Annotated in this window: 16 protein-coding genes and 1 pseudogene; 6 read left to right on the top strand and 11 right to left on the bottom strand. The window is 40.1% G+C overall.

The annotated features are described in order from the left end of the window. Positions 1 to 127: 127 nt before the first annotated feature. Both OO184_RS01160 and OO184_RS01155 read left to right on the top strand, forming a co-directional pair. On the top strand, positions 128 to 277 hold the full coding sequence (locus tag OO184_RS01160) for a hypothetical protein (protein ID WP_265377623.1): 150 nt from the start codon (positions 128 to 130) through the stop codon (positions 275 to 277). Positions 278 to 295: 18 nt separating this feature from the next. Then, positions 296 to 489, top strand: a pseudogene (locus OO184_RS01155) (DUF2498 family protein). A 105-nt stretch (positions 490 to 594) separates the two neighbouring features. Here the strand turns inward: OO184_RS01155 and OO184_RS01150 are convergent. From OO184_RS01150 to catA, 6 genes are all read right to left on the bottom strand, one after another. Beyond that, entirely contained in the window at positions 595 to 1,425 is an 831-nt protein-coding gene (locus OO184_RS01150) for an alpha/beta fold hydrolase (RefSeq protein WP_265377622.1), read from the bottom strand. Positions 1,426 to 1,842: 417 nt separating this feature from the next. Continuing rightward, positions 1,843 to 2,889 (bottom strand): protease SohB, encoded by a 1,047-nt coding sequence (gene sohB, locus OO184_RS01145; RefSeq protein ID WP_265377621.1) that lies wholly within the window; start codon positions 2,887 to 2,889, stop codon positions 1,843 to 1,845. Positions 2,890 to 3,155: 266 nt separating this feature from the next. Then, a complete protein-coding gene (locus OO184_RS01140) occupies positions 3,156 to 4,052 on the bottom strand; it encodes a phage tail protein (protein ID WP_265377620.1) in 897 nt (298 codons plus the stop codon). A 316-nt stretch (positions 4,053 to 4,368) separates the two neighbouring features. Further along, entirely contained in the window at positions 4,369 to 5,094 is a 726-nt protein-coding gene (locus OO184_RS01135; RefSeq protein WP_265377619.1) for a hypothetical protein, read from the bottom strand. A gap of 23 nt (positions 5,095 to 5,117) precedes the next feature. Beyond that, positions 5,118 to 5,477, bottom strand: coding sequence for a hypothetical protein (locus OO184_RS01130; RefSeq protein WP_049581451.1), 360 nt, complete (start codon positions 5,475 to 5,477; stop codon positions 5,118 to 5,120). A 253-nt stretch (positions 5,478 to 5,730) separates the two neighbouring features. Next, a complete protein-coding gene (catA, locus tag OO184_RS01125; RefSeq protein WP_265377618.1) occupies positions 5,731 to 6,369 on the bottom strand; it encodes a type A chloramphenicol O-acetyltransferase in 639 nt (212 codons plus the stop codon). Positions 6,370 to 6,689: 320 nt separating this feature from the next. On the opposite strand from catA, the gene OO184_RS01120 reads away from it, so the two are divergent. The 4 genes from OO184_RS01120 (at position 6,690) to cobO (ending at position 8,973) form a co-directional block, all read left to right on the top strand. Beyond that, positions 6,690 to 7,040, top strand: a complete 351-nt coding sequence (locus tag OO184_RS01120) for a type II toxin-antitoxin system RelE/ParE family toxin (RefSeq protein WP_265377617.1) — start codon at positions 6,690 to 6,692, stop codon at positions 7,038 to 7,040. 2 nt (positions 7,041 to 7,042) lie between these two features. Further along, positions 7,043 to 7,342, top strand: coding sequence for a helix-turn-helix domain-containing protein (locus OO184_RS01115; protein ID WP_049581449.1), 300 nt, complete (start codon positions 7,043 to 7,045; stop codon positions 7,340 to 7,342). Between the two features lie 270 nt (positions 7,343 to 7,612). Further along, entirely contained in the window at positions 7,613 to 8,377 is a 765-nt protein-coding gene (locus OO184_RS01110) for a YciK family oxidoreductase (protein WP_265377616.1), read from the top strand. Further along, positions 8,377 to 8,973, top strand: a complete 597-nt coding sequence (gene cobO / locus OO184_RS01105; protein WP_283256178.1) for a cob(I)yrinic acid a,c-diamide adenosyltransferase — start codon at positions 8,377 to 8,379, stop codon at positions 8,971 to 8,973. Before OO184_RS01110 ends, cobO begins: the two co-directional genes overlap by 1 nt. A gap of 33 nt (positions 8,974 to 9,006) precedes the next feature. Here cobO and rluB read toward each other — a convergent pair whose 3' ends face one another. The 5 genes from rluB to OO184_RS01080 form a co-directional block, all read right to left on the bottom strand. After that, complete coding sequence (gene rluB / locus OO184_RS01100) at positions 9,007 to 9,939, bottom strand: 23S rRNA pseudouridine(2605) synthase RluB (protein ID WP_265377615.1); 933 nt, start codon at positions 9,937 to 9,939, stop codon at positions 9,007 to 9,009. A 551-nt stretch (positions 9,940 to 10,490) separates the two neighbouring features. Continuing rightward, positions 10,491 to 11,639: a C2 family cysteine protease gene (locus tag OO184_RS01095; protein ID WP_265377614.1), complete on the bottom strand. Its 1,149-nt coding sequence runs from the start codon at positions 11,637 to 11,639 to the stop codon at positions 10,491 to 10,493. Positions 11,640 to 11,957: 318 nt separating this feature from the next. Next, positions 11,958 to 12,578 carry an L-threonylcarbamoyladenylate synthase gene (locus tag OO184_RS01090; protein WP_036805745.1) on the bottom strand — a complete coding sequence of 207 codons (621 nt, stop codon included), beginning with the start codon at positions 12,576 to 12,578 and terminating at the stop codon, positions 11,958 to 11,960. A gap of 27 nt (positions 12,579 to 12,605) precedes the next feature. After that, positions 12,606 to 13,466, bottom strand: coding sequence for an RNase RNM (rnm, locus tag OO184_RS01085; protein ID WP_265377613.1), 861 nt, complete (start codon positions 13,464 to 13,466; stop codon positions 12,606 to 12,608). Positions 13,467 to 13,636: 170 nt separating this feature from the next. Next, a complete protein-coding gene (locus OO184_RS01080; RefSeq protein ID WP_265377612.1) occupies positions 13,637 to 15,529 on the bottom strand; it encodes a glycoside hydrolase family 18 protein in 1,893 nt (630 codons plus the stop codon). Positions 15,530 to 15,547: the final 18 nt, after the last annotated feature.

The raw sequence follows: 15,547 nt of genomic DNA, 5'->3' as shown, positions 1-15,547 counted from the left end.
TAAAACCTCTTTTTATATTGCGATAGATTCTCAATATATCAACTTATTTTTATTCAGTTGATTTCCCCAAACTCGAAACATATTGAATTATCTAAGGTATTTTAGATACCGCCCATGAGCTATGCAAATGGATGAAATGATCACCGTAAACAAAATCTTCCATCTGCACGATGAAAAATTCACACTCTACCTGATAAAAAATGATGCGCAACAAATTATTTTTGATAAGGATAGAAAAAGACAAAACGGAACAACACCGATTAAAGGTAAACAATGACTAAAAAAAACCAACCATATTATCCGCTAACATGAAGATTTTATTCATGGCATGTATATAAATAGCGTAGAGCAAAAAGGAGATGTATTAGTATTAATGGTGAATCTTTTCTAAGCGAAAATGGTTTACCTACAGTCAAAAGTACTGCTATTTTCAATATGTTCGAACAACTGATGCATATCCTATCGAAGCAATATTATCTCGAAAATTAATAACAAAAATTTATTGAGCAATGAATAGGCAGATATATGAAAAAGATATAAAAATATATCTGCCGGATATATAAAGCACTTCTGATGATAAACTACAGGTATCAATTATGCTTCCAAGGTGAGATCAGAGAAAAAACCTGCCATCAACGGGTTAAACAGATCTGGTGCTTCCCAGAATGGCCCATGCCCCAAGTTGAGCAAGTTGTACACCTGACCAGTCCAGAGATTTTTATAGGTTATCCCGTTAATGTAATCAATATTAACGAATAAATCTTCTACACCATTAACGATAGCTAGTGGCGTTGGGTTTGTTTCAACCAATAACCGTTGATCCATAACGTCCGGTGAAACCGACGCTTCAGACATATATTGCCGCGCCAAACCATCGGTCCGCGCTACAGCGGCTCTTAAAAATGGCTCACAAAGTGCGTTTTCTCCATACAACGCCAGGGTATAATCCGTAATCTCCTCTTCTGTCAGCGAAGCCTTACCCGATATTGCCATAAACCGGCTCGGTTTAAATCCAAGACGGACATTCTCGGCACCTGGGCTAACCGGGGGAGTGCCGCAAATCATTATTCCAACAATCCCTGGGAATCGAGAGATAAGCTCCAAACCGATATGCCCTCCCAGTGACCATCCGAAAACAGCAACTTTATCGATACCTAATTTTTCCAGTACTTCGATGATGCAAAGGGCATAACCAGATATCGAATAGGTTCGGCGAGGGTCCACTGCATTTGATGAAGCACCATGCCCTGGTAAATCAATAGCCAAAATCCGGTATTCGTCGCCAAAACAGTGAATTTGATGGCGAAAAATTTCTTTACAACTTGAATTACCGTGTATAAGGAGGACCGGTAACCCATCACCTCCCGTATCAGCAACAGAGATGACAGCATGACTGGTATGAATATCGTATTGTGAAATAGCCATAATACTTTATTTCCTTATGAATATTATTGTAAGTTGCCATTCTTCGAGGATTTGCATGAATGCGTTTAAAGACGCCATAGCGCTGTGCAAAAGTGACTTGGACATGTTTGAAGATCAGCCAGGCAGAGACAGATAAACGCAAAGCCAGATTATCAACTATTGATGTAGAAAAGCCTGCGGCTCATCACAAGCAGGAAGGGGTATGTAAAGCAAATTATGTAACACCTGTAATATTTTAACAGGATCAAAATACCTGGTTTTTCAAGGGCAAAACATCACGATAATCAACGTCAGAATAAGCGTCGCTCTATTCAATTAACACATTACAATTAAGCAATATATCAAGGCGTCCCTGAACGTCGAAATAGAACGCCTTAGGATACGCCAAGATAATTGATCTAAAATAGCGGAATTTAATTAAAGCAGAGGCTTCTCTCCTCTTTGCCACCAGCGCAATAGAAGTTTATCAATACTTTCCATTGCGCTACCGGTGAAACGCTCTACCATACGTTTACGGCGTGTATAACTGACACCAATAACTTCACAATTATCTATTTGAGCAATCAGCAGATCATCGCTGACGCCAATTTCGTCAATCAATCCCTTCTCTTTCGCCTGTAAGCCATACCAGTATTCGCCTGTTGCCACACTTTCTACATCAAGTGATGGACGATGTGTATGGATAAACGCTTTGAATAGTTCGTGAGTCTGATTCAAATCCTCCTGAAATTTCTTCCGACCCTGCTCTGTATTTTCCCCCAACACAGTCAGAGTACGTTTATATTCACCAGCCGTATGAAGTTCTACATCGATATCATTCTTCTTCAATAGTTTATGAATGTTAGGAATCTGAGCGACCACGCCAATAGAACCAATAATGGCAAAAGGCGCAGCAACAATGCGATCAGCAACACAAGCCATCATATAACCGCCACTGGCAGCAACTTTATCTACGACGATAGTCAAGCGAATGCCTTTCTGGCGCAAACGGACAAGCTGAGAGGCCGCTAATCCATAGCCATGCACCATTCCTCCAGGGCTTTCAAGACGTAACAACACTTCATCTTTTGCATCTGCCACGGCCAAAATTGCGCTAATCTCTTCACGTAATGAATCGACTTCATGTGCATCCATACTCCCTTTAAAATCCAGCACATAAAGACAAGGTTTCTGTAACCCTTTATGACCAGCCTTAGCGTCACTTTTCTTCTGCTTAGATTCGAGCTTTTGTTGCTTATTAAACTCTTTCCGCCAAACTTTTCCTTCCGCTTCTGTCATGCGCGCCCGCTGCATTTGACGCTGCTTATCCCGGTATGACTCACCGAGATCGGTAAGTTTCAATTCTCCTTTCAGCGAAGATTTCCGCATTCCCATGCCAATACCAAACACAGCCAAAGCAATAACCGCCAATACCAGAGTAACTACTTTGGCTAAAAACAACCCGTAAAGAGATAAATACTCCACAAAATTCACCTTTTTCTGCTTAACCTGAATAACTAAAATAAATACATTTAAATTTTTTCATTTAAAAACAATGAATTATAATTTATTGACATTCAAAAAAACAAATTATGCACACAACTATGTACAAATGAAAACGTTCAGTATATCGGTCTCAGTAGCCAATTCTACACCATTAGAGGGGGAAATGGAGATCAGTTCAGAAATGATGCAACAATAGGAAAATGAGCTGTATGGTTGTGAGCAATAAGGGCCAAACGGCCCTATCATTATGCTGCCTTTACAATGTAGCTAAATGCAATATTGCGAGGGCGATTCTCTGAGGCTACAGGAACAACCCTTGACGCCAGGAATCCAAAGCCGTATGGAGTATCCGTGTTAGAAACATTTAACGATTTGAAACTGCCATCTGTCGCTATTCCAAGAACTTGACTAGCATAAATAGCACCTCTTGTTGCCAAATGATAGTTTGGTGCTATCATGCCGGGAAATGAGCCTTCGATATTTCTGATAGCATCCCCCTGAGGAGTTAAAATTCTACGGCCGCCATCAACACCTCGGCTATCATCCCAGCCTCGAATAAATTCCCCTCTTAAATCGGGTAATCTACCGTCAGGATAAGCTTCCGCTAATTTCGGGTACTGTAATTTATCAAAAGCGGAACCGTTACAAGTGAAATAGCCAGTCGGTGGATGAGGCAATGGCCAAGGAATAGGAGAACCAACAGGAACTTCACTGACTGTTTTAATTCGATCATCTGTATATTCACGTAATGAATTTGCTATTTCCTGAGCAAGCTTTTGTGTAACTGCCAATGTGTCACTATTGCCAATCACATTTGTAAGCTGAACAGCACCTTTTTGTGTTAATGAAGCGCAGGGAATGTCTGTTGTAATTTTTTGTTCTAATGCTCGATTTAATTGCGCGGTAAGTTTGGCGATGTCTCCATTATCCAAAACATCAGCGCCAGACTGTTCTGCAATAAAATTAGCCATAACAGATGATATTGTTGAAGATTGACGTAATACCTTATTTAATACATGAGTAGAAACATCATCTGGTGGAAATCCTGCCTGTAAACTCTGGCTTTCTTCATATTTTTCTTGACTCACTGCATTAGCATCATCACTAATAGAAAAGGCTTTAAAATCATTTCTTTGGTTCATATACCTTCCTCAAATTAAATAATATTATTTCGTAATCAATATATTTAAATCATTGTAAAAATAACATTCCTACAACTCATGCCAATCAAAGTCTAGTATTAGAAAAATAATCATGCGTTGTTTTTATTCCTTATAAGGTTAATTATTTTTATATAATTGGTTATAATAGATGATTCAATATCAAAAATTTACCATTCATTCCCCAAAAATGATGAAATGGCATATTTAATTAATGACATATCACCACCCACGGTTATTTTAGCTACAAAAAAACCGCAATTAAGCGGCATATATGAAAAAATTCACCGGAGCGGATTTAGTTGTATAATTTATCTTTGCTTATAATGTTAACGATATGATGGCAAGATTCTGGCGATAAAGGTCTTGGTTCCCACTTGGATAACTCACTAACAGGCAAATCTAAGACACTCCACGGAACAACACCATTTACACCAACGCCACGTGGGGTTAACACATCCAAGAACTTCTTCCTGATTACATCATAAATGCGAACTTCGCCTAATTTAACAATACTACCAGCCCATAGAGAACCACCTGACAGACTCTGAATATTGTCGCAAATAAGATATCTATGTTTCAATAATAGACTGTTATAAATGGAACTAGCCAGTCCCACCCTCCGATAATCTATGTCTATATAAACACCTTTTATTTGCTTACCAGTTTGAGTTATCCCGTTATCGATAAAATTAAAATCGTTATATAAAATTCTCCCAACTAAAACATCTTCTGACGATTCATGCATATCCAAAGAAAGTAATTCATCAATAATTCTCTTAGTACGATACCCGCATTTTCTCAGATATTCTGCATGTTCAGAGTAAAAATCAGGAGTAGAGCATCCCATATAAATTATTTCTGAATAGTAATCGTATTCACTTCCAGCAAGAGAGTATTCTATTATTTTCAATAAATCATCTTCCGGTGATAGATAATAAAATTCGTCAATAATATTTGACGAAACACAACTTGGCTTTTTGCTCAAGTCCTTTGAATATGAACTAATAAGATTGGGGGCCATCGCTATCCCTATTACATAATAATTTAATGGGTAGTCGTTAGTTTGTAATTATCAATGAAAATTTTAACAACGGACTCAATGCGTTGCATAATGAAGTTAATGTTATCGCCAAATTCTGGATATTGATTTTCAGGAGAAACAAGGTATTTCACTCTTTCCCTTCTGACAACCAATTCAGCGAATGGCACAATATAGAAATCATCGCTCTTATTATCATCTTTAAGAGTTACAATAAACAATTGCCTGTTAGCATCACGCCTTTCACTAAGGCGAAGGACGCAAAAAAGTTTATCTGTGCTCTTATCCTTGAAGGAATCAATAACTTCTGTTGAGTGGCTAATAGTCTGTATAGATCTGGTATGTTCAGTTCTCATGTATCTCATATAGCCCCCTAACATTATGAAATTGAAATGAGTAGTGCTTAGCATGGTACAAATTTATATCACTTAACGTGATAATAGCCGCATTGAACCTCTAGTTCAACAAATTTAACAACCAGATTATTGTACAATAATACCCAGTCGTAATCATGATCCCGGCCTGCTTCAGTTACCTAAGTTGCCGATTACGACATTGAACGGAAGGCCTCATGTGGAGCTTAATATTGAGGCCATAAATAATTCAGGTTGGCTTTAACTAAATAAAACCGTTACATAGCTCTTGTAATTTATCAATAACGCGCCCCACATGAAAACCGTCACAAGTAGCATGATGCACCTGAATTGCCAAAGGCAACTGAGTTTGATTTCCATTTTTATAAAATTTTCCTATTGTAAATATGGGTGGAAAATAATCCGTAAAATTCACAACGTTTAAGTTAAAGCCATCAAAACTCACCCACGGCACCGACGATATATGAAAATGGTTTTCAGGTAGTTCTGGTTTAGAAAACAAGCAAAGATCATCTTTATAGGTTTCATAATCAGCAGAATAGTTTTTCATAAACTCTGGCAGATCAGAATTGAACTCAGTCCAAATCGCTGAGAATGTTTCTGTTTCCTTGTGAAAGATTGTATATGCAGGATTTACATCATCCCATACAATTAATTCTTCATCTTTTATAGCCATTCTGAACTCAGAGTAAGAGTTCACAACTTTTGATATTAAGTAAATCATGGTTGGATAGAATTTATATTGTTTTTCTACTAACGAAGATAACAAATAGGTAATATCAATTTTCGTTGTTAGACTAAATCCGCATTGCACAACATTACGATAATGCAAGAAATGCTCTTTCCTATCCCAGAGATCTATATCAATCTTTGAGTAATTCATACTTTTCCCTTCTAATGTAAAATTTAACAAATTGATTAAATTAGAAGGGCTGCTCTCTCTGTTTGTATTGGGCTCATAATCACTCCGGTATGAAATTGGATTAAATATTCAATCTATGACGAAGAAGAATTATACATTAGCTAAAAACAAATAACTACCAACACAGCACTCCGCCGTTAACATTCGCTCACTCAACTCCGAAGAACGGGAAGGGGTAATTTGGAAAACAGAAAATAATGCTGTCCATGTTCAACATTGATCTTGATAATATAACAAATGCGTTATAGTCTTAATTATAACGAATAAGTTATGAGGCCAGTATGTGGGAAGTTATAACTACAAAGTGTTTTGACGAGTGGTTTCTGGCTCAGGATGATGAACTCAGGGAATCGATTTACGAAGCAATGGGTGTATTGGAGAAGTTCGGACCGAATCTCGGTAGGCCTTATGTTGATACGCTACATGGCTCAAATTTCCCAAACATGAAGGAGCTGCGTGTTCAACACGCAGGTGATCCGATTAGAACTTTCTTTGCATTTGACCCCAAGCGGCGTGCAATCGTTTTATGTGCCGGCAATAAAACAGGGATAAATGAAAAACGGTTCTACAAAGAAATGATCCGACAAGCTGATTTTGAGTACCGACGTCACTTGGACAACTTGGAGAAATAATTATGGCTAATTACAGAGAATTGTTAGCACAAGAAAGCCCGGAAATGCAGGCTCGTGTTGAAAAGCGAGTTGAACAAGCGAGTATCAAATTGGCTCTTAGTCAGTTACGTGATGAGTTAGACATGTCACAGGCGGAGCTTGCAGCCGTTATGGGTGTCCAACAACCTTCTATTGCTCGAATGGAAAATACCGATCACGATCCGCGCCTCTCAACGCTCAAGCGCTATGTGGCAGCCTTGGGGGGGGAATTAAGTATTGATGTGACACTTCCAACAGGTAAGCGTGTGGCATTTCATCTATGATTCAGAAGGTCAAAAAAGACTTATCGCAGGCGGTATATACATAACGGCAATTTCACTGTCACTTAAAGTGAGCATGGCAAGCCTCTACCCTTAGAGGCCCCTTCGCCTTATTGTAAACAAAGTAAAGCTAACGACGCCCGCAATGTTTTCCGTTTATACCCTGAACAATCAACCTTGGCAAATTTGACTCAATATATAACTTTCTGTTTTGATAGCCCGAACGGCCTCCGACGGTAATAAATCGCGCCGTCAACAACAGGGAATCTTCAAATGTTACATTACCAACCAAAACATGACCTTCTACAACAACGTATTATTTTGGTGACCGGCGCTGGAGAGGGTATTGGTCGTGAAGCGGCTTTGACCTATGCACGCCACGGTGCACAGGTGATCTTACTTGGCAGAACAACACACAAACTGGAAGCTGTCCAAAAAGAGATTGAACAAGCAGGTGGCGCCCCTGCAACTATTCACACAATGGATCTGCTTACCGTCACAGCCGAAGAGTGCCAGGCATTCGCTGACAATTTAGCGCAACATTATCCGCGTCTGGATGGTGTATTACATAATGCCGGATTACTTGGGGCTGTCGCACCGATGGCAGAGCAGCCAGTGCAATTATGGCATGATGTTATGCAAGTCAATGTCAATGCGACTTTTATGCTAACTCAAGCGTTGCTGCCACTACTATTGAAGTCCCCTGACGGATCATTAATCTTTACCAGTTCGAGCGTTGGCCGCGAAGGCCGTTGTGGTTGGGGAGCCTATTCTGCCTCTAAATTTGCAACCGAAGGCATGATGCAAGTTTTAGCCAAAGAATATAAACACACTTCTCTACGCGTTAACTGTATTAATCCCGGCGGTACACGCACGAATATGCGCGCCCGTGCATTCCCTAACGAAAATTCTGCTAAACTGAAAACACCGGCAGATATTATGCCGCTGTATCTTTACCTTATGGGCAGCGATAGTCTGCATAAAACAGGCATCAGTTTTGATGCACAACCTGGACGCAAAACAGGACCAGCCGAATAATGACAATCAATGACAACCAGCATCAAAAAAGGCAACAACGTCTAAAAGAAAAAGTGGATTCCCGTATTGAAGCAGCCCAGTTAGAACGGGGTATTCTTATCGTTTTTACCGGCAATGGCAAAGGCAAAACCACCGCTGCATTTGGCACAGTGACCCGTGCGATAGGTCATGGATTTCGAGCCGGCGTGATTCAGTTTATCAAGGGTAAATGGGCGAATGGCGAGAAAAATCTGCTGGAACAACATGGAGTGAATTTCCACGTTATGGCGACAGGTTTTACCTGGGAGACTCAAAGCCGGGAAACGGACACTGTAGCCTGCCGTCAAGTATGGCGCCATGCGTTAGAGATGTTATCTGATCCGAATTTGGATCTGGTTGTCCTGGATGAACTGACTTATATGGTGAGCTATGGCTATCTTCCGCTGGAAGAAGTTGTTACTGCGCTCAAACACCGACCGGAGCACCAATCCGTTATCATCACCGGTCGTGGTTGTCACCGTGAATTATTGGAAATGGCAGATACCGTCACAGAGATGCGCCCGGTAAAGCATGCCTTTGACGCCGGCATTAAGGCTCAAAAAGGGATAGATTGGTAAAAAGGCCCCGTTATGACACGAGGCCCAAAAAACTTAACGGCCTTTTGGTGAGGTCGTTCGCCCCGCCTTCTGGCGTGAACTACCTGGACGTTTTCCTGCCGATGGACGCGATGCGACTTGAGCATGGCGTTTAACCGCTCGGCGGATCTGGTTAGCTTTAAGACGACGTTGATCAGGTCCCACTGCCACTTTAGAAACCGTCTCTTCATTCAAACCCACTAATTGACGCAAGTAGTTGATTTGCTCCAGACCCAATTCTGTCCACCCCCCACGTGGTAAACCTTTTGGCAAGCCAATATCGCCATAACGCACACGAATAAGGCGGCTCACCTGTACATCAACCGCTTCCCAAAGACGACGAACCTCCCGATTACGTCCTTCTGTCAGCGTGACGTTATACCATTGATTCATCCCCTCGCCGCCTTTAAACGCGATAGTGCGGAATGAAGCGGGACCATCTTCCAGTTGAATCCCCTTAGCCAATTGCCTCACTTTAGCATCATCAACTTCACCAAAGACACGGACAGCATATTCGCGTTCAACTTCACGGCTTGGATGCATCAAGCGATTAGCCAGCTCCCCATCCGTGGTAAACAGCAACAAACCACAGGTATTCACATCCAGACGCCCGACCGCTATCCAGCGGGAACCTAGCAATTTAGGCAGACGATCAAAAACGGTTGGCCGCCCTTCTGGATCATGACGAGTACAAAGCTCACCCTCTGGTTTGTAATAAGCCAGAACACGGCAAACCGCTTTTTGTAATTCTTTGATATTTAATATCCGTCCATCAAGGCGGATTTTCGTGGCGGGCTGAACTTCAAGGCGATCGCCTAAAGTGGCAATCTTACCGTCAACGCTGACGCGCCCCTGTTGAATATAACCTTCTATTTCGCGGCGGGAACCGTGGCCGGAACGCGCGAGGATTTTCTGTAACTTTTCAGATTTCTGTGTCTTACCGCTCATTGAGCAACCTCTATTGTCGCCTTCACAGGCGTCGTGTTATATATCAATCAATGCGTTATGGTAAAATTCAATCATAACAAACTGATTTTAATACATTTGATAGCATAGAATGTCAGAAAATACACCATACATTCTAATTCCGTAGTTACGCATTCTACACGAATTTTAAAATCAATGATGCTAATAAATGTATCTATTTATCACTCAACATTGAATTTGCTCAGAAAAAGACAGAGATATTACTGCACCAATTGGACTAAAATATAGCTACAGAAAATAAGCGGCTCTAATCCTCAAAAGATCAAAAAAACCCAAATATAATAAAGTCATTAATCCCAAGGAATAGTAAGATTTTTATAATTATTTAACTCACCCATTCTTTCAATTATCAAATAATTAATAATATATAATTTTGAATAATATAGAAGTGGCCCTAAATTATAAATTTCAGGCCACCATTTCATTGATTTTTATTTAAATTTCCATTAACACCAAGCACTAATATTAAATTAATGGATTAAAAGTCAACCTTAGTAAAGAGCGATATCCTATCACTCTTGAATTGGTGATGGATTTGCAATACTTTTCAGTGAATCAGGAAGTGTTTCACTAAGATACATATCACTAATTTTTGGCAAATTTTTAACATAGAGATCATATGGCATCCAGAATGATTTCCCCTCAAATCGGTTATTCTGGAATATATCATTTTGTATTTCTTCTGGAATATTATCCCATTCAGCAGAACCGGGAGAATATGGACCTTTGTATTTAACGACATTCCACGGATTATGCAATCGTACCAATTTAATATCATTCCATTGCTGAGCATCTAATATTAAATAGGCATGACCTGATACCAAATCCGTAGACGAGCCGGTTCCTTGATAAGTCACATGATGTTTTACTGTAAAGATATCGATAAATTTCTCATCCCAAATACGATCTTTATTATCCTGATTAATACTGGTATTTGCTGTTGATTCTATACCAAAATAGATTTCATTACCGCCGCCTAAATTCTCATAGCTTCCATGCAATTTCGCAAATGCTTTTTCAATTAGGTAATACCAAAACTCATTTTTATCTTCCATAGCAGAAAAACTGACTCGTGGCAGATCATCATCAATCAATAAATAACCAATCATCGATTGATTGATGATTCTGATCGAATAAACGCCCGTTGGATTATAAACCGGCGGATAGATAGCAGAAAATAACACATTATGCCCTTCAGGATGGGATGCAATTGCCCCAATGGCGCTAACAAAGCCGCAATTACCAAGATAAAGCTGGCCCATATCGATCATCTCTACCCCTTTAATAAACATACTTGGGGATTCAATAAAATCTTTAATACGCTTATGTTTGTCAACTCCCCCACTTTGCCATTGCTCAGGAGGATATGAATCATCGATTAAATAGGCACTCTTCGCTGATAACGCTTTAATTAAGGCCAATACCGGATCTTTTGCATATAAAGTGACGCCTTTAAAGTCAAAAGGTTCACAGGTAGCCAAAATATCATTTAATTCACTTAATTTTACCGCTTTATCAGGATCTCCGCTCAATGCTTCTTGCACTGATTTTTCAGTATATGCGTCACGTCCACATGCGATTAAATCCCTATCCGGTGATTTCGGCCATGTATGAACATTAGCGACATAAACTGGTTTATCGGAGAAATTAACAACTGACATTTTCAATATCCCTTGATCTTATAATGAATGGATAACCTTATGCTGTTATTTATATTAAATAACCAGCCCAAAGTTTTATACCTAATAGTATGATTAAATAATTAGCAAATAAACTTATCTTAGGTGCGGTAAATATTTCCTTATTACGCTATTAAAATCAACTTAATTATTAAATAAATGATAGTTCTATTTTATTGAATCAGTATTAATAATTCGAAATAATAATAACCGTTCCAATTCAATTAAAAAATCAAAAATATAAAGCCCGTATATAATACACAGGCTTTATATAGATTCTGAAAATAATTACGACATAGCTTATAAGAATGGTGTGATATTGCCGGCACCTTCCCGTATTACAACTGGCGTATCTTCCGTTAAATCAATTACAGTGGTCGGTTGTTGCCCTAAATATCCTCCATGAATAATTAGATCAACCAGTTTTCCCAAATTATCTTTAATTTCTTCAGGATCAGATTCAGCAAAATCATTGCCTGGCAAAATCAAGCTAGTGGACATCAATGGCTCCCCCACTTGTTCAAGAAGCGCCAAGGCAATTGGATTAGATGGAACACGTAACCCGATGGTTTTCCGCTTATCATTCATCAAACGACGAGGCACTTCTTTCGTCGCACGCAAAATAAACGTGTAATTGCCCGGTGTATTATTCTTAATCAGACGAAAAGCCGAATTATCGACATAAGCATAGGTCGATATCTCCGACAAATCTCGGCACATTAAGGTGAAATTATGATGACTGTCTAACTGGCGAATACGACATATCCGAGTCATCGAATCTTTATCTTCCAGATGGCAACCAATCGCATAACCGGAATCAGTAGGGTAAACAACCACCCCACCCTTTTTAAGCACATCCACACTTTGCCCTATTAAACGCGGTTGCGGATTATCAGGATGAATATAAAAAAACTGGCTCATAAATTACCTCTTAATTTTATGCAGCCCCTACAGTGACCAGTTACGCCATATTGGTACCACATCACCGGGCAACCACAATTTACGCCCTAGCTCTATCCATGAACAAGGCTGGTGAAAATCAGAACCTAACGAAGCCATCAAATCATATTCCCGCGATAATTGACCGAGATATTGCCGCTCGTTAGACGCCTGCTGGCACTGTGCAACTTCCATCGCATCACCACCATGTTGTTTAAACCAGACAATCAGACGCTTCAACCATTTGGTCGATAAATCATATCGTCCCGGATGAGCGATGACTGCTTGACCACCTGATTGATGAATGGCATCAATAGCTTGTTCAATTGTACACCATTGCGGTGGGACGTATCCGATTTTTCCCTTTGCCAGATACTTTTTAAATATTTTCGCCACTGTTGGCTCCCTGCCTATTTCAATTAAATAACGGGCAAAATGGCCTCGTGTCACTTGTCCACCATTCGCTAACCGATTAGCCGCCTCCCAAGCATCGGGAATACCCACCTTTGCCAATTTGCGACCTATCTCAATTCCTCTCTCTTTTCTGAGCTCAGTTTGTTTTCTGAGTAATGTGACCATTGCATTTGATTGAATATCAATATTCAAACCAACAATGTGAATCTCCATATTTTCCCACAGAGTGGATATTTCAACCCCAGATATGAGCTTTAATGGCAAATCATGTTGGTTGATATATTCATGGGCTGGCAAAATAGCATCCGTCGTATCGTGATCAGTCACAGCCAAGACATTAACGCCCATTGCCACCGCTCGTTCGGCCAACTCTGACGGTGAAAGTAAGCCATCCGATGCGGTCGTATGGCTATGAAGATCGTAAATTGTCACCCATTCAGTGACTGAATTTGTCATTATTCTTTTCTCTGCCCAAATACGCGATGGGATAGCTTAACGGTAAATGGGGGCGTTTTACAGAAAGAACGATGTTCAGCCCTAAAATGTCAGGCTGAACATGATTATTTTAAGAATGAAAAAATTGACGGATAAGAAAAATGATATCCCTTTTTACTGGCAAAGAAGAATTAATCAGCGTTTTTCTTCATCTCGCCAATAGATTTCAAATAATAGGGCTGACCCGGATTATAAAGTGGCCCCATGTCGATGGTTTCATCATTAGATTTAGCAACATAGCCCACTCCTTCTCTGGCTGCATTCGCCAACAAGCCGCAATCTTGATCGCCCGACCAAGAAAATATGCCGCCCAATTTATTCTTAGCGACGTATTCCGCTTTTTGCTTCACTGTGCGAGGGGTATCTAATGAAATAAAGTGCCCCTCTTTTTCACTAAACAAGAAATCGGCATCAGCATTGGTATCCGTCATTAACACAAAACCATTTTTCCCGGTAGCGAGAGTGTGTTCACTATCCAGATAATTATTAACAATATCAAAGAATTCAGGTGAACCTTTTTCCATTGTTCCTAACGCATCGCCAGGTTTATTATATCCGCGCGTTTCAAGATTTGCCCCTTTGCCTGCACGACCATAGTTAGCATAGCCTAAATGAATTTTTTCCAAAGGTACGCCAAGCTCCTGATGTAAGTAATTAATAGCCACTTCCGCGGATAAATCAGACTCACCTGATGGATCAGGATCTTTTGGCGAATAGAGATTCGTATGGTGACCGATATAAGGGGCCCACCCGGTACCAAAATAGTCGTAACTCATTAAGAAAATATTATCCAGACCATTTTTGACTAATTCAGCAATATTGGATGTTGCTAATTTCGTTTTTACACCACTACAAGCAATAGAGATCTCTTTTCTATCCTCTCGCCCAAATCGACTATCCAAAGACTGACGTAATTCTTTAATTAACAGAGCGTAATGTTCTCCATCTTTTTCCGGATCATAAATATTACCCTCCTCACCTGGGCTGCCGGGATATTCCCAGTCAATATCGACACAACTGAACATAGGAAAGCGCTCAAAAAAATCAACAATACTGCTAACAAAAACGCCACGTTTTGTCTCATCAGCGGCCATCACGGAGAAATAACCGGACATACTCCAGCCGCCAATACTAAAAGCTAATTCAAGTTTATGGCCCGCTAAACGCGCCGTTTTTTGCAATTCGCGTAACCCACCTAATAAACCCGAAGCTCTCTTTTGTTGATAATAAGGCAAAAATGTTCCTGGCCCGATATCAGTATTCGCACTTTCTTTCGGTAATCCCACATTACGGGCAGTCCCTAAATCACCATAAGGATCAAGTGGAACAATATGGCCTTCCGTAATTTTTATTTCACTCTGGCTATTCCAACCCTCCGCCACTTCTTTGATCTTATCTCCTTTTACGCCAGTATCACCGTAAATACCCAAAAAGCTGAATATTAATTTATCATAGGCAGTCACATTGATAGTACTTAAATCAAATCCTCTGCCCCGATAATCCGCCCCTTTATCCTCACCATCTAAACGCGCATCATATTGGCACCAATCAGTAATATAAGCAGAAAGTTTCGGTCTGGATTTATCGCTTTCATATTCATTAAACATCGGGCGGCAAACACGCGTCGCAGTATAAGAAAGGTTGCCCGCTGAACCATCCGGTTTAAAATTAACATCCGGCCGTTGATAGGTTTGTTCTGTAATAGCATCCGGTTGTAAAACTGGTGAAGGAATATCTTCGGTTGGGTCAACACGCCCATCGGTAGGATTTCCATGTTGTTTTATCTCTTCGTCCGTCGCCTGACGAATATATTTCCAGGCATTATGCGGTGTTCCCTCTTTAGCCTCAGGATCGGGAATATGCCAGCGCTCAACCCAATAGGTATTGGTATAAACACCACTATTAAAAATAACATTATAAACTTGGCCCCCTGCCTGATTATTCCATGCGGTTAATGGTTCACCAATAATATCACTTATGTCGGACATGGATTTCGATGAGGTATAAGTATATTTGTTTACCATTTATAAACTCCAATGCGA

Origin of the sequence: Photorhabdus aballayi, from assembly GCF_026153155.1 — a bacterium.
GTDB classification, from domain to species: domain Bacteria; phylum Pseudomonadota; class Gammaproteobacteria; order Enterobacterales; family Enterobacteriaceae; genus Photorhabdus; species Photorhabdus luminescens.
This window is presented reverse-complemented; position numbering and strand designations above follow the sequence as displayed.

Excerpts from the sequence above, each read along its gene's own strand:
- OO184_RS01080 (WP_265377612.1), bottom strand. The coding sequence starts at position 15,529 with ATGGTAAACAAATATACTTATACCTCATCGAAATCCATGTCCGACATA.
- OO184_RS01090 (WP_036805745.1), bottom strand. The coding sequence starts at position 12,578 with ATGAGCCAGTTTTTTTATATTCATCCTGATAATCCGCAACCGCGTTTA.
- OO184_RS01160 (WP_265377623.1), top strand. The coding sequence starts at position 128 with ATGGATGAAATGATCACCGTAAACAAAATCTTCCATCTGCACGATGAA.
- OO184_RS01115 (WP_049581449.1), top strand. The coding sequence starts at position 7,043 with ATGGCTAATTACAGAGAATTGTTAGCACAAGAAAGCCCGGAAATGCAG.
- OO184_RS01110 (WP_265377616.1), top strand. The coding sequence starts at position 7,613 with ATGTTACATTACCAACCAAAACATGACCTTCTACAACAACGTATTATT.
- catA (WP_265377618.1), bottom strand. The coding sequence starts at position 6,369 with ATGAATTACTCAAAGATTGATATAGATCTCTGGGATAGGAAAGAGCAT.
- OO184_RS01140 (WP_265377620.1), bottom strand. The coding sequence starts at position 4,052 with ATGAACCAAAGAAATGATTTTAAAGCCTTTTCTATTAGTGATGATGCT.
- OO184_RS01120 (WP_265377617.1), top strand. The coding sequence starts at position 6,690 with ATGTGGGAAGTTATAACTACAAAGTGTTTTGACGAGTGGTTTCTGGCT.
- OO184_RS01150 (WP_265377622.1), bottom strand. The coding sequence starts at position 1,425 with ATGGCTATTTCACAATACGATATTCATACCAGTCATGCTGTCATCTCT.
- rluB (WP_265377615.1), bottom strand. The coding sequence starts at position 9,939 with ATGAGCGGTAAGACACAGAAATCTGAAAAGTTACAGAAAATCCTCGCG.
- OO184_RS01095 (WP_265377614.1), bottom strand. The coding sequence starts at position 11,639 with ATGTCAGTTGTTAATTTCTCCGATAAACCAGTTTATGTCGCTAATGTT.
- OO184_RS01135 (WP_265377619.1), bottom strand. The coding sequence starts at position 5,094 with ATGGCCCCCAATCTTATTAGTTCATATTCAAAGGACTTGAGCAAAAAG.
- cobO (WP_283256178.1), top strand. The coding sequence starts at position 8,377 with ATGACAATCAATGACAACCAGCATCAAAAAAGGCAACAACGTCTAAAA.
- rnm (WP_265377613.1), bottom strand. The coding sequence starts at position 13,466 with ATGACAAATTCAGTCACTGAATGGGTGACAATTTACGATCTTCATAGC.
- OO184_RS01130 (WP_049581451.1), bottom strand. The coding sequence starts at position 5,477 with ATGAGATACATGAGAACTGAACATACCAGATCTATACAGACTATTAGC.